The 17,636-nt window shown below is 70.8% G+C and carries 19 protein-coding genes; 8 read left to right on the top strand and 11 right to left on the bottom strand.

Annotation, left to right across the window (positions count from 1 at the left end; genetic code table 11):
- Positions 1 to 66 precede the first annotated feature (66 nt).
- From O0235_RS08360 to O0235_RS08345, 4 genes are all read left to right on the top strand, one after another.
- A complete protein-coding gene (locus O0235_RS08360; RefSeq protein WP_270055335.1) occupies positions 67 to 1,275 on the top strand; it encodes an LLM class flavin-dependent oxidoreductase in 1,209 nt (402 codons plus the stop codon).
- Between the two features lie 969 nt (positions 1,276 to 2,244).
- Positions 2,245 to 3,450, top strand: a complete 1,206-nt coding sequence (rho, locus tag O0235_RS08355; RefSeq protein ID WP_444546138.1) for a transcription termination factor Rho — start codon at positions 2,245 to 2,247, stop codon at positions 3,448 to 3,450.
- Between the two features lie 209 nt (positions 3,451 to 3,659).
- Entirely contained in the window at positions 3,660 to 4,808 is a 1,149-nt protein-coding gene (locus tag O0235_RS08350) for a M23 family metallopeptidase (RefSeq protein WP_270055334.1), read from the top strand.
- Between the two features lie 56 nt (positions 4,809 to 4,864).
- On the top strand, positions 4,865 to 5,347 hold the full coding sequence (locus O0235_RS08345) for a hypothetical protein (RefSeq protein WP_270055333.1): 483 nt from the start codon (positions 4,865 to 4,867) through the stop codon (positions 5,345 to 5,347).
- 340 nt (positions 5,348 to 5,687) lie between these two features.
- Here the strand turns inward: O0235_RS08345 and O0235_RS08340 are convergent, their stop codons facing one another.
- Positions 5,688 to 7,502 (bottom strand): aldehyde ferredoxin oxidoreductase family protein, encoded by a 1,815-nt coding sequence (locus O0235_RS08340; protein WP_270055332.1) that lies wholly within the window; start codon positions 7,500 to 7,502, stop codon positions 5,688 to 5,690.
- Positions 7,503 to 7,624: 122 nt separating this feature from the next.
- Between O0235_RS08340 and O0235_RS08335 the strand changes: the two genes are divergently transcribed.
- Positions 7,625 to 8,083 carry a TrmO family methyltransferase domain-containing protein gene (locus O0235_RS08335; protein ID WP_270055331.1) on the top strand — a complete coding sequence of 153 codons (459 nt, stop codon included), beginning with the start codon at positions 7,625 to 7,627 and terminating at the stop codon, positions 8,081 to 8,083.
- A gap of 1,049 nt (positions 8,084 to 9,132) precedes the next feature.
- Here O0235_RS08335 and O0235_RS08330 read toward each other — a convergent pair.
- The 6 genes from O0235_RS08330 to O0235_RS08305 all read right to left on the bottom strand — a co-directional run bounded on the left by O0235_RS08330 (position 9,133) and on the right by O0235_RS08305 (position 12,194).
- Positions 9,133 to 9,351, bottom strand: a complete 219-nt coding sequence (locus O0235_RS08330) for a hypothetical protein (protein ID WP_270055330.1) — start codon at positions 9,349 to 9,351, stop codon at positions 9,133 to 9,135.
- Positions 9,352 to 9,408: 57 nt separating this feature from the next.
- A complete protein-coding gene (locus O0235_RS08325) occupies positions 9,409 to 9,798 on the bottom strand; it encodes a LysM peptidoglycan-binding domain-containing protein (RefSeq protein WP_270055329.1) in 390 nt (129 codons plus the stop codon).
- Between the two features lie 75 nt (positions 9,799 to 9,873).
- A complete protein-coding gene (locus O0235_RS08320) occupies positions 9,874 to 10,245 on the bottom strand; it encodes a winged helix-turn-helix transcriptional regulator (RefSeq protein ID WP_270055328.1) in 372 nt (123 codons plus the stop codon).
- A gap of 42 nt (positions 10,246 to 10,287) precedes the next feature.
- Positions 10,288 to 10,656 (bottom strand): response regulator, encoded by a 369-nt coding sequence (locus O0235_RS08315; protein ID WP_270055327.1) that lies wholly within the window; start codon positions 10,654 to 10,656, stop codon positions 10,288 to 10,290.
- A 63-nt stretch (positions 10,657 to 10,719) separates the two neighbouring features.
- On the bottom strand, positions 10,720 to 11,298 hold the full coding sequence (locus O0235_RS08310) for a DinB family protein (RefSeq protein WP_270055326.1): 579 nt from the start codon (positions 11,296 to 11,298) through the stop codon (positions 10,720 to 10,722).
- On the bottom strand, positions 11,295 to 12,194 hold the full coding sequence (locus O0235_RS08305; protein WP_270055325.1) for an MBL fold metallo-hydrolase: 900 nt from the start codon (positions 12,192 to 12,194) through the stop codon (positions 11,295 to 11,297). The genes O0235_RS08310 and O0235_RS08305 overlap by 4 nt, the downstream gene beginning before the upstream one ends.
- Positions 12,195 to 12,281: 87 nt before the next feature.
- Between O0235_RS08305 and O0235_RS08300 the strand changes: the two genes are divergently transcribed.
- From O0235_RS08300 to O0235_RS08290, 3 genes are read left to right on the top strand one after another with little or no spacing between them, the layout of a single operon-like run.
- Positions 12,282 to 12,920 carry an HAD-IA family hydrolase gene (locus O0235_RS08300; protein WP_270055324.1) on the top strand — a complete coding sequence of 213 codons (639 nt, stop codon included), beginning with the start codon at positions 12,282 to 12,284 and terminating at the stop codon, positions 12,918 to 12,920.
- A gap of 36 nt (positions 12,921 to 12,956) precedes the next feature.
- The gene (locus O0235_RS08295; protein WP_270055323.1) at positions 12,957 to 13,811 is read left to right on the top strand and encodes an alpha/beta fold hydrolase; all 855 of its coding nucleotides are present in this window, start codon (positions 12,957 to 12,959) and stop codon (positions 13,809 to 13,811) included.
- Positions 13,804 to 14,508: a DsbA family protein gene (locus O0235_RS08290; protein ID WP_270055322.1), complete on the top strand. Its 705-nt coding sequence runs from the start codon at positions 13,804 to 13,806 to the stop codon at positions 14,506 to 14,508. The genes O0235_RS08295 and O0235_RS08290 overlap by 8 nt, the downstream gene beginning before the upstream one ends.
- 144 nt (positions 14,509 to 14,652) lie before the next feature.
- Here O0235_RS08290 and O0235_RS08285 read toward each other — a convergent pair whose 3' ends face one another.
- From O0235_RS08285 to mtaB, 4 genes are all read right to left on the bottom strand, one after another.
- Positions 14,653 to 14,895 carry an RNA-binding protein gene (locus O0235_RS08285; RefSeq protein WP_270055321.1) on the bottom strand — a complete coding sequence of 81 codons (243 nt, stop codon included), beginning with the start codon at positions 14,893 to 14,895 and terminating at the stop codon, positions 14,653 to 14,655.
- Between the two features lie 161 nt (positions 14,896 to 15,056).
- On the bottom strand, positions 15,057 to 15,620 hold the full coding sequence (scpB, locus tag O0235_RS08280; RefSeq protein WP_270055320.1) for an SMC-Scp complex subunit ScpB: 564 nt from the start codon (positions 15,618 to 15,620) through the stop codon (positions 15,057 to 15,059).
- A complete protein-coding gene (gene amaP / locus O0235_RS08275; protein ID WP_270055319.1) occupies positions 15,613 to 16,329 on the bottom strand; it encodes an alkaline shock response membrane anchor protein AmaP in 717 nt (238 codons plus the stop codon). The genes scpB and amaP overlap by 8 nt, the downstream gene beginning before the upstream one ends.
- Positions 16,326 to 17,609, bottom strand: a complete 1,284-nt coding sequence (mtaB, locus tag O0235_RS08270) for a tRNA (N(6)-L-threonylcarbamoyladenosine(37)-C(2))-methylthiotransferase MtaB (RefSeq protein WP_270055318.1) — start codon at positions 17,607 to 17,609, stop codon at positions 16,326 to 16,328. Before mtaB ends, amaP begins: the two co-directional genes overlap by 4 nt.
- Positions 17,610 to 17,636 lie beyond the last annotated feature (27 nt).

Here is a 17,636-nt window from a genome sequence, read left to right as displayed (position 1 = left end):
GGGCGGCGCGCGCCGCGTAGAATGCGCGGCACGAATCGTTCGCTCGAGAGAAAGTGAGCCCCTGCCATGGTCTACCGCCCGCGCCGGATGAAGTTCGGCATCTTCCTCGCGCCCTTCCACCGCGTCGGTGAGAACCCGACGCTGGCGCTGAAGCGCGACCTCCAGCTGATCGAACACCTCGACTTCCTCGGTTTCGACGAGGCGTGGATCGGGGAACACCATTCGTACGCGCGGGAGCTCATCGCGGACCCGATGATCTTCATCGCGGCGGCGGCGCAGCGGACGCGGCGCATCAAGCTGGGGACTGGCGTCACATCGCTGCCGTACCACCACCCGTTCCTCGTGGCGGACCGGATGCTGCAGCTGGACCACATGACGGAGGGCCGGGCGATGCTGGGCTGCGGCCCCGGCGTGCTGACGAGCGACGCGTACATGATGGGCATCGACCCGCTGGTGCAGCGGCGGCGGATGGACGAGGCGCTGGGCGCCATCATGCAGCTGCTGCGGACGCGGGAGCCGGTGACGATGCAGACGGACTGGTTCACGCTCCGGGATGCGCGGCTGCAGATGGCGAACTTCAGCGACCCGCACCTGCACGTGGCGGTGGCGGCGAGCTTCACACCGGCCGGGCCGACGGCGGCGGGGAAGTACGGGACGGGGCTGCTCTCGGTGGCGGGCGTGAGCCACGAGGCGTTCGAACGGACGTGGGGCTGGGTGGAGGAGGCGGCGGCCGCATCGGGGCAGACGGTCTCGCGGGATGACTGGAAGGTGGTCATCCCGGTGCATCTTTCGGATTCGAAGCAGCAGGCGATCGAGGATGTGCGGGAGGGATACCGGCGGCAGGCGTACGTGGGCGACCGGCTGAACAACGACAGCCCCTCGGCGGCGCCGCCGTTCGCGGGGGGTGCGCCGGACATCGAGGGGGCGATGGCGCGGGACGGCGTGATCGTGGGCACGCCGGACGACGCGATCGCGGCCATCGAGCGGATCCAGGAGCGCTCGGGCGGGATCGGCGGGCTGCTCATCCTGGCGCACGAGTGGACGACGACGGAGAAGACGCTCCACAGCTATGAGCTGTTCGCGCGGTACGTGGCGCCGCGGTTCCAGGGCCAGCTGGAGGTGCTGGAGGAGAACCGGAACTGGATCGAAACGAACATGGGCGAGGTGTTCAAGGGGACGGCGAAGGCGCAGGTGCAGGCGTTCGCCGATGCGGGGAAGGAGCTGCCGGAGGAGATGCGGCGGGCGATGGAGCAGATGCGGCGGGCGCGGGAGTAGGCGCCGGGCGCGCCGGCGCGGGGGCGCATGTGTTGCAAGGTCCCGCGGAGTCGTCGTATCGTGAGGGTGCTGGAAGGGACGGCGCCACGCCGGGTGGCGTATTCCAGCTCCCCACACGTCCAGGCTTCAGCACGAGCCCACAGCGGAAGTCCAGCGACAGCCACCGCAGCGTCAGCCCACCACCTCGTTCCTCGGGCGCCATCAGACACGCACACGGGAAGACCCTTGCAAGAGACCGAAGCCAACGACCTGATCCCCACGACTGAAGCTCATGCCGCCGAAAACGGCCATGCGCCGGAAGCGCCGGCACCGCGCCGCCGTGCTGCGCGCGCCCGGAAGGCGGACCCGCCGCCGGAGGTGCTGGAGCAGGCCATCGACGTCGCCGCGGCGGCCGGCGGCGGCGCGGGTGCGAACCGGGCCGAGAGCGCCGGCGAGCCGGCGGACGCCCCCGCCCCGCGGCGCCGGGTGCGGAGCCGGGCGGCAGCGGCGGAGGAGCAGGGCGGCGGCGATGCGCCGGCGCAGGGTGACAAGGACAGCGGGGCGCCCGTTGCCGCCGCGAGCCCGGCAGCACCTGCTGCCGAAGAGCGGGGCGCGACGGCGGACGCGCCCGCCGCGGAGGCGCCGGCGGAGCCGCAGCGGACGCGCATCTTCCGGCGGGAGGCCGCGCCGGAGCGGCCGGCCGTGCCGGAGGTGATCACCCGGCGCGAGCCGGCTCCGCCGCAGCCGAGCCGGCAGGAGCGCGAAGCCGCGGCCCGGCGGGAGCGGCGCTGGCGCGACCGGGAGAACCGGAACGACCGCGGCTGGCGCGACCGGGAGTTCCGGGAACGGGACTTCGCCCGGGAGCGGCTGGAGCGCGAGCTCGAACGCGAGATCGCGCGGGAGGAGCGGGCGCAGGGCGGCGCGCCGCCGCTGAACATCGCCGAGCTGGAGCAGAAGAGCCGCGAAGAGCTCATCGCCATCGCGCAGGAGATGGGGCTGGAGGACGTCTACGCCCTGCGGAAGAACGACCTGATCTTCCGGCTGCTGCAGGCGCAGGCCGAGGCCCGCGGGAACGTCTTCAGCGGCGGCTTCCTCGAGGTGAGCGACGACGGGAACTACGGCTTCCTCCGGGGGCCGTCGATGCTGCCGGGCCCGAACGACATTTATGTCTCGCAGTCGCAGCTGCGGCGGTTCGCCCTGCGGCCCGGCGATTACGTGACGGGGCAGGTGCGGCACCCGAAGGACAACGAGAAGTACTACGGGCTGCTGAAGGTGGAGGCCGTGAACGGGATGGACCCGGAGACGGCGAAGCGGCGGCCGCACTTCGAGAACCTGACGGCGATCTTCCCGTACCAGCAGCTGAAGCTGGAGACGACGCCGGACAACCTGACGCACCGGATCATCGACCTGATCGCGCCGATCGGGCGGGGGCAGCGCGGGCTCATCGTTTCGCCGCCGAAGGCCGGCAAGACGATGCTACTGAAGAACATCGCGAACGGGATTTCGACGAACTACCCGGACGTGCACCTGATGGTGCTGCTCATCGGCGAACGGCCGGAAGAAGTGACCGACATGCAGCGGAGCGTCCGCGGCGAGGTGGTGAGCTCGACGTTCGACGAGCCGGTGGAGGACCACACGCGCGTGGCGGAGATGGCGCTCGAGCGGGCGAAGCGGCTCGTGGAGGGCGGGAAGGACGTCGTCATCCTGCTGGACTCCATCACGCGGCTGACGCGGGCGTACAACCTCGCGCTGCCGCCGAGCGGCCGGACGCTCTCGGGCGGCGTGGACCCGATCGCGCTCTACCCGCCGAAGCGGCTGTTCGGCGCGGCGCGGAAGTGCGAGGAGGGCGGTTCGCTGACGATCCTGGCGACGTGCCTGGTGGACACCGGGTCGCGGATGGACGAGGTGGTGTTCGAGGAGTTCAAGGGCACGGGGAACATGGAGCTGCGGCTGGACCGGCGGCTCGCGGAGCGGCGGTACTACCCGGCGATCGACATCCAGGCCTCGAGCACGCGGCGCGAAGAGCTGCTGCTGGATGAAAAAACGTTAAAGGGCGTCTGGCTCGTGCGCCGCATGACGGCTATGATTTCGCAGAACTCGCCGAACCAGCTCGAAGCGACCGAGAGGCTGCTCGAGCGGCTCGCGCGGACGAACAACAACGAGGAGTTTCTCGCCAGCCTGAAATCGGACCTGTAGGGGGAACCCGTAGGGGTCCGGCAGCCCGGCATTCAGAGGCCGCCGGGATAGCCAGGAAAGGAGGACGAGGAGCAGGCTTCGGCTGTGCTCAGCCCGCGCCGGCGGTTCGCTCCCGCGGCGCGCCAGCACAACGGCTTATGGGCATCGAAGGAACCCGCGCGCGTTCGCACGCGCACGCCAGGCGCCACGGGCGACTAACAGTCCACGCAGTGATCGTGGTGCTGGCGCTGCTCGCTGTCGTTTCCGCGGCACGATTCCCCACCCGCTCCTCGGCATCGGCACAGGCTCCCGTTCCACAGTTCAGCTTCTCCGGCGTCTCGACGGCGGCACAGCGGCCGGGGCAGGCCGTCTTCCGGCCGGCGGCCACGACACAGACGCTCGGCTCGGTCGTGGCGGTGGCGTCGCGGACGGAGACGCTTTCGACGCGGGCGGTCGGCGGGATATCGCCGGTGAATTCGCTCTCGGCCGGCGTGACGGCGGCTGCGGCAACCTCGGGCGAGGTCGGCGCGGGCATCAAGCCGCTGGCGGACATCATCGACCCGCGCAGCCCGATCGTGGAGTACGAGACGCAGGCGGGCGACACGGTCTCGGGCGTGGCGGCGAAGTTCGGGATTTCGATGCAGACGCTCCTCGACAACAACCCGACGGTGCGGAACCCGAACCTGCTGCCGAAGGGCCTCATCCTCATCGTTCCGCGGAAGGACGGCATCCTGCACAAGGTGGCGTACGGCGAGACGGTCGATTCGATCGTGAAGCAGTACGACAACATCACGGCGTCGACCGTGATCGAGTACAAGCCGAACAACATCACGGACCCGAACAACCTCGAGGCGGGGAAGGTGCTGCTGCTGGTGGGCGCGAAGATCAAGCCGCCGCCTCCGCCGCCCCCGCCGCCGCAGCGGCCGTCGAGCCCCTCGACGCCTTCCGGGCCGTCGGCTGGCGGCGCGCCGGCGCCGAGCTCGGGCGGGATCTTCAAGAACTTCCCGCTCGCGGCCTGGCGGGGCGTGAGCGACCCGTTCGGGACGCCGCGCGGCGGTTCGTCGTACCACACGGGCATCGACCTCGACCTGTACGGCTTCGGCCCCTCGCCGCTGTTCGCCGTGTGCGACGGCGTGGTGAGCCGGACGGAGTACCTGACGTACAGCTATGGCTACTACGTGGTGATCGACTGCGGCGGCGGCTGGACGGTGCTGTACGCGCACATGAGCCAGATCGACGTCGTGCCGGGGCAGGCAGTGAGCGCGGGCCAGACCATCGGCCTCACGGGCCTGACGGGCTTCACGACGGGCCACCACCTGCACTTCGAAATCCGGTACAACGGCGGCTACGTCGACCCTGCGCTCTACCTGAATTTCTGACGGTGCGGCTGCGCGGCTGACCTGACCGCGGCCAGCGGTTGCGGTAGGCTCAAGGCATGCCTGCCTATCAGCCCGAGGACCTGGACCCGGTCGAACGCGCGCTGCTGGGGGTGCTCTCCGTGGGGCTGCCGCCTTCGCGCGCCGCGGGGAGCGACACCTTCCGGGTGGACCATGTGACGGCGGTGGTGGTCAGCCTCGCGGCGACGGGCGAGCGCGGCGCGCACCTCGCGGAGGACGGGGTGCGGGTGACCGCCGAGTTCCGCGCGAGGCTGCGGGCGGCGGTGGAATCGCTGACCGCGAAGGGGCTGGTGATGCAGCAGGCGGCGGGGATGCCCGCCGCGGCCGGCGGCTACGAGTCGGGGCTGCGGCTGGACCTCGTAGACCCGGACGAACACCCGGTGGTGCTGGACCGCTACCTCTCGCAGCTGTGCATGGAGCACCTGTTCAACATCCCGGCGGTGTACCCGTACCTGATGGAGCGGTATTCCGCGAGCGGGGAGGTCTGGCGGCGCCTCCGCGCCGGCGGGTACGGGGAGTGAGGTGGCGGGAGGCGGGAACCGGGAGACGGGAACCGGGAGGCGGGAACCGGGAGACGGGAACCGGGAAGCGGGAGACGGGAAGCGGGAGACGGGAAGCGGGAGACGGGAAGCGGGAGGCGGGAACCGGGAAGGGGGAGGCGGGAACCGGGAGACGGGAACCGGGAGGCGGGAACCGGGAAGGGGTTCATAACCTCCAACCTCCAACCTCCAACCTCCAACCTCCAACCTCCAACCTCCAACCTCCAACCTCCAGCCTCCAGCCTCGCGGACGCGGATGGGCCGCGGGGTGGGTTCCCGCGGCCCGCAGTGCGATGCTGGTCGGCCGGGCGGAGCGGTGCGGCTACACGACCTGCAGCTCGCGCAGCTTTTCGTCGGTGACGACGCCGTTCTTCCAGCCGCGAACGCGGTAGTACTCCTCGAGCATCTGGTCGAGTTCGCAGACCTGGCCCATCGAGCCTTTGGAGTTCGAGGGCTCTTCGAGGAAGCGCTTCGGGAGGGTATCGGAGCCTTCGCGGAAGCCGGCGAGGTTGTTGTAGTAGCGCTCGAGGTTGTAGATGCGCTCGCCGGTGCGGAGGACGTCCTCGGGGCCGAAGCTGTCGAGGCCGGTCATGACGCGGTACTGCTCGGCGTACTCGTCGGGGCCTTCGGCGAAGGCGCTGAATTTGCAGAGGTCGAGCGAATCGCTGAAGGCGTGGATGTCCTGGAGGAGCTTGAGGAGTTCGCCCTTGCCCTGCCAGGCGAGGGGGTCGGCCTTGAGCGGGATGACGCCGAGTTCGGCGGCGGGGGTGTAGCCGCGGAGGTGGCAGGCGCCGCGGTTGGAGGTGGCGTAGCCGAGCCCCATGCCCTTGAGGCCGCGCGGGTCGTAGGCGGGGGTCGCCTGGCCTTTGACGGTCATGGCGATTTCGGGGTGGCCGATGGAGCGGGCGAACGGTTCGATGCCGTCGGCGAGGCGGGCGCCGATGCCTTCGCGGAAGGCGACCTGGCGCATGACTTCGATCATGCGGTCGCGGTCGCCCCAGGCGATGCCTTCGCCGGCGGGGATGTACTCGCGCTGGGTGGCTTCCATGAGGCAGGAGAGGGCCTGGCCGATTTCGATGGCGTCGTAGCCCCAGTCGTTGGCGCGGTCGATCATGTAGGCGACGGAGGCGACGTCGTCGTTGCCGCAGTTGGCGCCGAGGGACCAGGCGGGTTCGTACTCGACGGACTCCATCTTGACCTTGTAGGGGCCTTCGGTGATTTCGACTTCTTTTTTGCAGGCGACGGGGCAGGCGTGGCAGGTGGGGTCGTCGATGAGGTAGTGCTCTTTGACGTATTCGCCGGAGAGTTTTTCGGCGCCGTCGAAGTGGGTTTCCTGGCTGTTGCGGGCGCCGAGGGCGCCGATGGTGTTGGTGACGTTCATGAGCACGTTGGTGCCGTAGACGGAGAGGCCGCCCTTGCGGGGCGAGGTGATGTTGGCCTCATCCATGATTTTCTTGAGGGCGTTGCTGTGGGCGGCGCGCCAGGCTTCGCGGTCGGCGGCGCGGGGGTAGTTGCGGGCGGCTTTGATGACGATGGCCTTGAGCTTCTTGGCGCCGCCGACGCAGCCGGTGCCGCCCCGGCCGGAGGCGCGGTCGTGCTCGTTGATCCAGCTGGCGAAGCGGACGGTGTTTTCGCCGGCCTGGCCGATGGCGATGACGCTGAGGTCGTCTTCGCCGTGGCGTTCTTTGAGGAGCTGGATCGTCTCATGGACGCCCTTGCCCCAGAGGTCGGAGGCGTCGCGGAGTTCGACCATGCCGTCGTGGACGTAGGCGTAGACGGGGCGCGGGGAGATGCCTTTGAAGACGAGGCCGTCGAAGCCGGCCCAGCGGAGGCGGGCGGCGCTCCAGCCGCCCTGGTGGCTGTCGGTGACGGTGCCGGTGAGCGGGCTCTTGGTGACGATGGCGAGGCGTCCGCTCATGGAGGCTTCGGTGCCGGTGAGGGGGCCGTTCATGAAGCAGAGCACGTTGTCGGGGCCGAGCGGGTCGACGGTTGGGCCGGCTTCGAAGACGTAGCGGACGCCGAGCCCGCGGCCGCCGATGTACTTCCGGGCCCAGTCTTCGGGGATGGGCGCGTAGCTGACGGTGCCTGCGGTGAGGTCGACGGTGCCGACGCGGCCGGCGTAGCCTCCGAGTGCCATGGATAAACGCCTCCTATTGCTGCGATTCAGGCTGATGGGAGTATAGATCGGCCGCGCAAGGGGGCCGGTGATCCGCGCCGGGCCTCTTTACCCGGGCGTTCCCGGGGCGGCACACTGCGGGCATGGACTGGAAGCGGCTCTTCGGGCGCAGAGGCGGCGAGGCGTGGCAGCGGCCGCCGCCGCCGGCGGAGGTGACGCTGCGCGCGGTGGGCTCTGTGCGGAGCCCGGTGACGAAGCCGCGGCCGCACGGCTGGGCGAACGTCGAGAGCGCGATCGTGTTCGAACCGGAGCACGGTCGGCGGCTGGAGGGGCTGGAGCGGTTCAGCCACCTGATCGTGGTGTTCTACCTCGATGTGGCGGCGGATGCTCCCGAGAAGCCGGAGCAGCTGGAGCTGGCGGGCGGGCGGCTGGCGGGCATTTTCGCGACGCGAAGTCAGCTGCGCCCGAACCACCTCGGGGTATCGGCGGTGGAGCTGCTGGGCCGGGAGGGGCTGGAGGTGCGGGTGCGGGGCCTCGATGCGATCGACGGGACGCCGGTGCTCGATGTGAAGCCGTACCTCCCGGAGTACGACCGGCGGTAGGCGGGAGGCGGGAAGCGGGAGGCGGGAGTTGGGAGTTGGGAGTTGGGAGTTGGGAGTTGGGAGGGAGCGTCATGCTGCCCGGGATGCCGTCGACCTTCAACCTTCAACCTCCAACCGTAGCCGCGGGGCTCCGTCCCCGCGGGGCGCCATGCGCCCAACGGATGTCCCGGGAAGCGGGAGGCGGGAGTTGGGAGTTGGGAGGCGGGAGGCGGGAGGCGGGAGGCGGGAGGCGGGAAGCGGGCGGAGGCCAACGTGGGGGTGGGCCTCGCCGGCCCTCAGCGGGGACGGAGCCCCGCGGCTACGGAGGCGGGAGTTGGGAGTTGGGAGTTGGGAGTTGGAAGTTGGGAGTTGGGAGTTGGGAGTTGGGAGTTGGGAGTTGGAAGTTGGGAGTTGGGAGTTGGGAGGGAGCGTCATGCTGCCCGGGATGCCTTCAACCTCCGACCTTCAACCCTCAACCCTCAACCTTCAACCTTCAACCTTCAACCTTCAACCTTCAGCCTTCAACCTCCAACCTCCAACCTCCAACCGCCAACCTCCAACCTTCAACCTCCAACCGTAGCCGCGGGGCTCCGTCCCCGCGGGGCGCCATGCGCCCAACGGATGTCCCGGGAAGCGGGAAGCGGGAGGCGGGATGCGGGAAGCGGGAGGCGGGAAGCGGGAGGCGGGAAGCGGGCGGAGGGAGGCGGGAAGCGGGCGGAGGCGAACGTGGGGGTGGGCCTCGCCGGCCCTCCGCGGGGACGGAGCCCCGCGGCTACGGAGTTGGAAGTTGGGAGTTGGGAGTTGGGAGGGAGCGTCATGCTGCCCGGGATGCCGTCAACCTGCAACCTGCAACCTCCAACCTCGAACCTTCAACCTTCAACCGTAGCCGCGGGGCTCCGTCTCCGCGGGGCGCCATGCGCCCAACGAACGTCCCGGGAACCGGGAGGCGGGAGTTGGGAGTTGGGAGGCGGGAGGCGGGAGGCGGGAGGCGGGAGGCGGGAGGCGGGAGGGAGCGTCATGCTGCCCGGGATGTCGTCAACCTCCAACCCTCAACCCTCAACCCTCAACCCTCAACCCTCAACCTTTAACCTCCAACCTCCAACCTCCAACCTCCAACCTTCGACCATCAACCGTAGCCGCGGGGCTCCGTCCCCGCGGGGCGCCATGCGCCCAACGGATGTCCCGGGAAGCGGGAGGCGGGAGTTGGGAGTTGGGAGTTGGGAGTTGGGAGTTGGGAGTTGGGAGTTGGGAGGGAGCGTCATGCTGCCCGGGATGCCGTCAACCTCCAACCTTCAACCTTCAACCTCCAACCCTCAACCTCCAACCTCCAACCTCCGGAGGCGGGGTCAGGAGGCGGGGGTAGGGGACGGGGTTGGGGCGGCGGCGCCGGGCTGGGGGATGCGGAGCTCCTGGCCGGGGAAGATGAGGTCGGGGTCGGTGAGGCCATTGGCGGCGGCAAGCGCTTCGACGGTGACGCCGAAACGCTCCGCGATAGCGCCGAGGGTATCGCCATCCTGGACGGTGTAGGTGCCGGGATTCGGGGTCGGCGTGGGCGAGGCGGCAGGGCTCGGCGACGGGGCGGGCTGCTGGCCGGCAGGAGCCGTCCCTGCCGGGGAAGTCGGCGTGCCGGGCGTCGGCTCGTTGCCGCCGAAGGGGTTGCCGCCCGGGCCGCCGCCTCCGCCGCAGGCGGCCGCGAGGAGCGCGGCCAGGACGATGCCGGCGAGCGACGTGCGCATCGAACCCTCCATCAGGGCCCCCGCGGCGAAGCCTAGGCGATCGTGTGATGGGCTGTAAACCGGGGGCGGCGCGCGTCAGTCCGGGTGGGAGGCGGGCACATCGCCGCCGGGGTGTTCGCCCCAGCGGGCGGTCCACGCATCGATGGCGGCGACGATCCGCTCGAGCTCGCGCCCTTTTTCGGTGAGGCGGTATTCGATGCGGACGGGGTGGTCGGGGTAGACGGTGCGGCTGACGATGCCCTCGGCCTCGAGTTCGCGGAGGCGTTCGGCGAGGAGGCGGTCGGAGAGGCCGGGGACGGCGGCGAGGATGGCGGAGAAGCGGCTGGAGCCGGCCAGGAGGGAACGGATGATGGCGCCGGTCCAGCGCCGGCCGATGAGTTCGACGGTGTGCTGGAAGGCGGGGCAGTAGGGGCTGACGTCGGCGGCGCCGCGGGTGTCGGTGCTCACGTGTTCAGGATAGCACCGCGGCCGGGGGAGCTGGCCGCCTGCTCAGGTCGTGGTCAGGTCGGCGACGAGGTCGCGGAGCGCCTGGAGGTCGAACGGCTTGGCGAGGAAGCGGCGGCCCTCGCGGGCGAGGTCGTCGCGGGGGTAGCCGCTCATGATGGCGACGGGCGTGCCGGGGGCGAGGCGGTCGAGTTCGCGGAGGGTGCCTTCGCCGCCGATGCCGGGCATGGTGAGGTCGAGCAGGATGCAGGCGAACCGTTCGCCGGCTTCGAGGAGGCGGATGGCCGCTTCGCCCGAGGGGACGGCAACGGTGTCGTACTTCCAGAGCGCGAGGGCGCGCACGAGCATGCTGCGGACGGCGTCTTCGTCGTCGATGACGAGGATGCGCGGCGCGGGGGTGTCATCGGGAGGCATGACACTTCGAGTATGCCGCAATCGTAAAGGGTTGGCGACTGTCGAACGGCCGTTCCTTCGCGGTCAGGAGGTCATCCCGCCGAGGCCGACGAGGGCGCGGCCGTGTTCGACTTCGCCCATGTGGCGGAGGCCGTGCTGGTAGACGAAGCATTCGAGCACGTCGAGGCGGCGGAGGGGCGCGCCGGGGCCGATGACGAGGGCGCAGAAGATCTGCTGCATGTTGGGGGGCAGCTGGGGGAGGACGACCTCGGCGAGGCGGTCGGCGGTGAGGGTCTCGAGGACACGCGCGGTGCGGGCGATGACCTCGGCCTGGTACGCCTTCCATGCGTCGAGGTCGGCGATGCGCTGGTGCTCCATCTGTTCGACGGATTCTTCGCGGCCGAGGGCATCGACGGCGACGCCGGTTTTGGCGGCCCAGCTGCCCTGCTGCCAGAGCGGGGGTTCGCCGAGGAAGATGGCGCTGATGGACTGGTCCTGGGAGCGGAGGTAGTGGGTGAAGCTGAAGGCGATGGGGAGCACGCCGGGGCGCTCGTGGTGGTTGAGCTGCTCGAGGGTCATATCGCTGATGGCGCGCTCCCAGAGGAGGTTCATGGCGCGGACGCGGTTGCGGAGAGAGGCGACGAACATCTCTTCGTGGTTCACGGGGCGGCTCCGGTGACGGGGATGCGTTCGGTATCGCGGGCGACGCGGATGGGCCCGGCGAAGTGGTCGGCCATGCCGGAAATGAAGCGGTCGAGTTCGGGGCCGGCGTTCGGCACGGGCGGGATGAGGTGGTCGATGACGAGCTGGCGGACGCCGGCGCGGGCGGCGAGGCGGGCCACGTCGGCGACGTCGATGTGGTAGCTGGGGATGTCTTGGAAGAGGGAGGCCTGGAGGTCGCGGCCGACGGCGCGGAGGGCGCGGATGCGCTCTTCGAGCAGGCGGGTGTTGAGCGCTTCGCAGACGAGCATGTCGGCGCCCTCGGCGGCGTGGAGGAGGGCTTCGCAGAAGGCGGTATCGCCGGAGAGGACGGCGGTGCGGCCGTCGAAGCGCGCGCGGTAGCCGAGCGCGGGGACGACGGGGAAGTGGTCGACTTCGAACCGTTCGAGGACGAGGCCGCCGCGGTCGAAGAAGGGTGTCGGCCGGCTGGTGGCGCTGATTTCGGTGACTTCGACGAGGATGCCGTCGGGGTGGAGCTTGTCGCCGTGGTGGGCGATGCGGAAGCCGATGTCGCGGCGGAGGGCGTGGAGGAAGCCTTCGACCATCTCGCCGGTGCCTTCGGGGCCGTAGACGCGGAGGGGGGTGCGCGCACCGGAGGTCCACCGGAGGAAGATGAAATCGGGGAAGTCGGTGATGTGGTCGGAGTGCATGTGGGTGAAGATGGCGGTGTCGATGGCGGCAGGCATGACGCCGGCGGCGAGGATTTTGCGGGCGGCGCCCCAGCCGCAATCGACGAGGACGTGCTGGTCCCCGGCGACGAGGACGTGGCCGGCGCCGCAGCGGTCGGGGCTGGGGAGGGGGCTGCCGGTGCCGAGGAAGACGATGTCGAATTGCTGCACTATCTCGAATCTCCTTCGGATTCGTGGCACTGTAGCAGATATTCGGAAGGGGCGTCCATTAGCGGCCGCGCGGGTAGGATCGGCGGCATGAGCAGCAGATACCGGGCAGCGATTTTCGATATCGGCGGGGTGCTGACCCATTCGCCGGTGACGCGCATCAAGGAGTTTTGCCGGGAGTACGGCATCCCGGACGAGGTGCGGGTGGCGATTTTTGCGCCGGAGGATGGGCCGTGGTCGCGGTTCGAGCGGAGCGAGATTCCGCCGGAGGGATTCGCGGAGCTGTTCGACCGGCACATCGCGGGGCTGGAGACGCCGGCGAACGGGCGGCAGTTCCTCGAGTGGTTCTTCCAGGGCTTCGGCGAGCGGCCGGAAATGGTGGCGGTGGTGCGCTACCTGCGCGGCCGGGTGAAGCTGGGCAGCATTACGAACAACGTGGCGCGGGACGAGCCGGCGCAGCGGCGGACGAGCGGCATCGACGTGCACAGCCTGTTCGACGTCGTGGTGGAGTCGGCGATCGTGGGGGTGCGGAAGCCGGAGCCGCGGATCTACCAGATCGCCTGCGAGCAGCTGGGCATCGAGCCGCCGGAGGCGGTCTTCCTCGACGACCTCGGGGCGAACCTGAAGGGCGCGAAGGCGCTCGGGATGCACACGATCAAGGTGGACGAGACGACGCGCGCGATCGACGAGCTGGAGGAGGCGCTGGGCATCCCGCTGCCGCGGCTCTGAGGACGGGGACCGGCGCGGCGCGTACGATTGCGGGACATGGAGCCCGCATCGCGCTGGTACACCTCGCAGCGGCTGAAGCTGCACTACCTCGTCTGGGGCGACGAGGCGAACCCACCGCTCATCCTCATCCACGGGACGCGCGACCACGCGCGGTCGTGGGACCGGGTCGCGCGGGCGCTGGCGGACCGGTACTGCGTCTACGCGCCGGACTTGCGCGGCCACGGTGATTCGGACTGGGCGATCGGGGGCAACTACTCGATCATCGATTACGCGCTCGACATCCACGCGCTCGGGGAGGCGATCGGGCGGGCGCCGTACGTGATCATCGGCCACAGCCTCGGGGGCGGGGTGGCGCTGCAGTACGCGGGCGCCTTCCCGGAGAAGGTGACGCGGCTCGTCACGATCGAGGGGCTGGGCGGGCTCGGCTGGCAGCGGGAGCGGCGGCCGGCCCACAAGCGGATGCGGCAGTGGGTGGAGAGCATGCGGGAGCTGGAGCGGCGCCAGCTGCGCACGTACCCGACGATCGACGACGCGACGCGCCGGATGATGGAGGCGAACCGCCACCTTTCGCCGGAGCTGGCGCGGCACCTGACGGAGCACGGGGTGCGGCCCGCGGAATCGGGCTACACGTGGAAGTTCGACAACTACACCCACGCGGGGTCGCCGTACGAGTTCAACATGGAGGACGCGCGAGACCTCTGGAATCAGATCCGCTGCCCGATGCTGATCATCTGGGGACGGGAGAGCTGGGGGACGCGGCCGGGCGGCCCGCCGGACCTCTCAGCGTTCCACGAGTACCGGGCGGTGGAGGTGGAGGGCGCGGGGCACTGGGTGCACCACGACCAGTTCGAGACCTTCATGGAGCAGGTGAATGCTTTCCTGGATGCGTAGCGCCGCGCTCGGCGCGGGGGCGGCGGTGCTGGCTGCCGGGCTGGCCGCGGGGTGCGGCGGCGATGGCGATGCGCCCGGCGGGAGCGGCGGGCCCACGCCGACGGCCACGGCGCCGGCCGACCCGGCCGCCGCCCTCGAGGCGCGGGCGGTGCCGGCAGGGCTCGCGGACGGCGTGCGGCTGGGCCGCGCCGATGCGCCGCTGGTCATCGAGATGTACGCCGATTTCGGCTGCCCGCACTGCCTCGAGTTCACCGTGAACGTCGAGCCGCGGCTGGTGGAGGAGTACGTGGTGACGGGGAAGGCGGCGCTGGTGTACCGCTTCCTGCCGCTGCGGGATTTGACCGCCGGGCCGGCAATCGCCGCGTGGTGCGCGGCGCAGCAGAACCGGTTCTGGGAGTACCACAACCTGCTCTTCGCGGCGCAGGCGCGGGCGGCGAACGGCGGCCGGCCGTCGCTCGGGGAGTCGTTCATCTATGACGGGCTGCGGGCGATGGCGGAGCGCGCCGGGCTGGACATGGCCGCATGGGAGGCGTGCATCGGCACCTCGGCGCCGGTCGACGCCATCGTGGCGGACATGACGGAGGCGTCGAAGCTGGGCATCAACGGGACGCCGACGTTCGTCATCGATGGGACGGTGTACCAGAACCCGGGCACGTGGGCGGAATGGCAGAAGGTGCTCGCACAGGCGGGAAGGTAGGGGAGTTGGGAGATGGGAGTTGGGAGTTGGGAGATGGGAGTTGGGAGTTCGGAGTTGGGAGTTGGGAGTTGGGGGGGAGGGAGGAGCGACCTCCAGCCTTCGACCGCCAACCGGGGGCGGGGTAGTCGGTGACGGGGCGGCGGCCTACTCGCCGGGGGCAGCGGGGCGGACGATGATGACGCGGCCGCGGAGGAGGCTGCCGTTGAGGGCGATGACGGCGGCCTCAGCGGCGGCCGGGTCGTCGAACGGGACGATGGCGTAGCCGCGGGAGATGCCGGCCGCGTCGAGCGCGAGCTGCGGGGGCGCGGCGGGGCCGTAGGGCGCGAACAGGTCGCGCAGCTCGGCTGCGGTGGTGAGGTAGCTGAGGTTGCCGATGTAGAGGTCCACGGGTGCGCGCCGCCTTCCTTGCTGGCCGGCGCCGCGGGCGCGCCGCTGATAGTTCGCAGGTAACGAACGACTGTGTCGTCTGACCGTACCACGGGCGGGGCAGATGCACACCGGACGCGCGGGGGACTTTACCGGGGCTGCGCCGGGCGGCCTCCCGCGGCTCACACCTCGGCGTTGACGACCTCGGGCTCGGGCTCTTCGGGGAGGGGCGGGAGCTCCTTCGGGCTGCTGATGCCGAAGTGCTCGAGGAAACGGATGGTGGTGCGGTAGAGCTTGGGGCGGCCGGGGCCGTCGCCGATGCCGGCCTGCTCGATGAGGCCGCGCTGTTCGAGGATGGCGACGTGGCGGTCGCTGTTGACGCCGCGGATGGCTTCGACCTCGGCGCGGGAGCAGGGCTGGCGGTAAGCGATGATGGTGAGGGTTTCGAGCGCAGCGCGGCTGAGCCGCTGGCCTGGGCCGGCGCCGAGCAGAGCTTCGATGTAGGGCGCGTACTCGGGGGCGGCGCCGAGGCGGTACTTCTGCCCGTCTTCGATGAGCCGGAGGCCGCGGGCCTGGTAGTCGGCGGCGAGCTGGGCGAGGGCTTTGCGGGCCGCCGCTTCGCTGACGCCGGCGGCGCGGGCGAGGGCGCTGAGCGGCTGCGGCTCTTCGGCGACGAAGAGGAGCGCTTCAAGCACCCAGGGGAGTTCGTTGGCGGACGGCGCGCGGTTCGGCTGGCGGTCAGGCATCGGGCCGCTGCTCCGGGTCGGGCGATTCGGGCGGCTCGACGCCGCGCGCGGCGGGGAAGATGGGCGCGGGCGGCGCCGCCTGGCCGCCGCCCGCGGGCGGGGGCGGCGGCACCGGCGCGTACGCCGGCCGCGCGGGCGCCATGCCGGCAGGGCGGGCGGCGAGCTCGTCGTAGGTGATGCGGATGGCCGGGCGGCGGACGCTGGTCACGCCGACCTGCTCGCGGAGGACAGCGTGGACGGTATCGACCATGACTTTCGTGGCCATCGCGATGCTGACGCTCGGTTCGATGGTGGCATCGATGTGGCTTTCGACGGCGCCGGAGCGGACGTCGACGCGGGGTTCGGCGCGGCGCACTTCGGGCAGGGCCTGGAGGGCGTCGCGGAGGATGGCCTCGAGTGTGGCGGCCGAGATTTCGACCGTGCCGCCGTCCTCCTGCCGGAGGGCGAGGACGCCCCGCGAGCGGGGTGCGCCGCTGCGCCAGACGGCTGCGAGCAGGGAGAGGAAGGCGACGACGGCGACGGCCGCGAGGACGAGGCCGAAGACGAGCCGGGCGCCGTCGCTGGACACCACGAAGGCCTGGAGGTTGAAGTCGCCGACCTGGATGTCGAGCTTCTTGTCCTGGTTCCAGGCGAGGGCGAAGAGGCCGCCGCAGGCGGCGAGGAGGAGGACGCTGTAGACGGCGAGCAGGAGCCTTCGGACGGCGTTCATGGTGCCTCCGTGGGGAGGGTTCCCCGCACGCCGTCATGGTACACCTCGCAGAGTCGAACGGGCGTCACGCGGTTGCGGAGGTTCGCGCCCGGGGCGTAGACGGGGATGTAGTTGTCGGTGTGGCCGAACCACTCTCCGGCCTTTTCTTCTTCCCAGAGGACGGGGCGCGTGGCGCCCTGGTGGGCCCGGCGGAAGGCGAGGGAGAGCTCCCCGGCGAGGGCGAGGAGGCGGGCCATCCGCTCCTTCTTCACCTCCGGCGAGAGCTGGCCGGGCATGCGGGCGGCGGCGGTGCGGCTGCGCGGGGAGTAGGGGAAGGCGTGGATGCGGGCGAAGCCGACCTCGCGGCAGAGGGCGAGCGTCGCCTCGAAATCGGCCTCGGTTTCGCCGGGGAAGCCGGCGATGACGTCGGTGGTGATGGCGGCAGCCGGGACGGCGGCGCGGATGCGCTCGGCCGCGAGGAGGAAGTCGCGGGCGGTGTAGCGGCGGCGCATCGCGGCGAGGACGGTGTCGCTGCCGGACTGGAGGGCGAGGTGGAAGTGGGGCATCAGGCGGGGGTCCTGCCAGAGGGCGAGGAGCTCCGGCGTGATGTCCTGCGGCTGGAGGGAGCTGAAGCGGAGGCGGAGCACTTCGGTGCGCTCGAGGACGGCGGAGATGAGGTGGTGCGGGCGGAGCGGGGGGTCGAGATCGCGGCCCCAGGCGCCGAGCTGGGTGCCGGTGATGACGACTTCGCGGGCGCCGGCGTCGACGGCGCGCTGGACTTCGGCGGCGACCGCTTCGATCGAGCGGCTCTCTTCGCGGCCGCGCGTGCGGGGGACGATGCAGAAAGCGCAGACGTCGTTGCAGCCCTCCTGCGCTTTGACGAAGGCGCGCGTGAGGCCCGGCACGAGCGGCGCCGGTTCGAACGCGGGCGCGGCGGCGGGAGGGGGCGGCGCACCGGCGGCGAGGAACGACACGAGCGCGGCCTTGTCGGCGTCGCGGGTGCCGGCGACGAAGTCGGCGCCGAGGTCGCGGACGGCATCGAAGCCGGCGGACTGGGGGTAGCAGCCGGTGACGGCGACGCGGGCCGCGGGCGCGAGGCGGCGCATCGAGCGGATGAGCTTGCGGGACTTGGCGTCGGCGACGTGGGTGACGGAGCAGGTGTTGATGACGTAGGCGTCGGCCTCGCAAACGTGGTCGACGACGTCGTAGCCGGCGCGGCGGAGGCCGGCGGCGATTTCGCCGGAATCGGCGAGGTTGAGTTTGCAGCCGAGGGTGAGGACGGCGGCGAGCGGGCGGCGCATACGCTTCAGGGTACGGCATGGATGCGG

The sequence above is a fragment of the Tepidiforma flava genome (assembly GCF_027594505.1).
In the GTDB taxonomy this organism is placed as follows: Bacteria; Chloroflexota; Dehalococcoidia; order Tepidiformales; family Tepidiformaceae; genus Tepidiforma; species Tepidiforma flava.
Note: the sequence above shows the minus strand (reverse complement) of the source record. Positions and strands in the feature narration are given on the sequence as shown.

Excerpts from the sequence above, each read along its gene's own strand:
- O0235_RS08360 (WP_270055335.1), top strand. The coding sequence starts at position 67 with ATGGTCTACCGCCCGCGCCGGATGAAGTTCGGCATCTTCCTCGCGCCC.
- O0235_RS08335 (WP_270055331.1), top strand. The coding sequence starts at position 7,625 with ATGGACTGGAAGCGGCTCTTCGGGCGCAGAGGCGGCGAGGCGTGGCAG.
- O0235_RS08340 (WP_270055332.1), bottom strand. The coding sequence starts at position 7,502 with ATGGCACTCGGAGGCTACGCCGGCCGCGTCGGCACCGTCGACCTCACC.
- O0235_RS08295 (WP_270055323.1), top strand. The coding sequence starts at position 12,957 with ATGGAGCCCGCATCGCGCTGGTACACCTCGCAGCGGCTGAAGCTGCAC.
- O0235_RS08325 (WP_270055329.1), bottom strand. The coding sequence starts at position 9,798 with ATGCGCACGTCGCTCGCCGGCATCGTCCTGGCCGCGCTCCTCGCGGCC.
- O0235_RS08345 (WP_270055333.1), top strand. The coding sequence starts at position 4,865 with ATGCCTGCCTATCAGCCCGAGGACCTGGACCCGGTCGAACGCGCGCTG.
- rho (WP_444546138.1), top strand. The coding sequence starts at position 2,245 with ATGGGGCTGGAGGACGTCTACGCCCTGCGGAAGAACGACCTGATCTTC.
- O0235_RS08315 (WP_270055327.1), bottom strand. The coding sequence starts at position 10,656 with ATGCCTCCCGATGACACCCCCGCGCCGCGCATCCTCGTCATCGACGAC.
- O0235_RS08300 (WP_270055324.1), top strand. The coding sequence starts at position 12,282 with ATGAGCAGCAGATACCGGGCAGCGATTTTCGATATCGGCGGGGTGCTG.
- amaP (WP_270055319.1), bottom strand. The coding sequence starts at position 16,329 with ATGAACGCCGTCCGAAGGCTCCTGCTCGCCGTCTACAGCGTCCTCCTC.
- O0235_RS08290 (WP_270055322.1), top strand. The coding sequence starts at position 13,804 with ATGCGTAGCGCCGCGCTCGGCGCGGGGGCGGCGGTGCTGGCTGCCGGG.
- scpB (WP_270055320.1), bottom strand. The coding sequence starts at position 15,620 with ATGCCTGACCGCCAGCCGAACCGCGCGCCGTCCGCCAACGAACTCCCC.
- mtaB (WP_270055318.1), bottom strand. The coding sequence starts at position 17,609 with ATGCGCCGCCCGCTCGCCGCCGTCCTCACCCTCGGCTGCAAACTCAAC.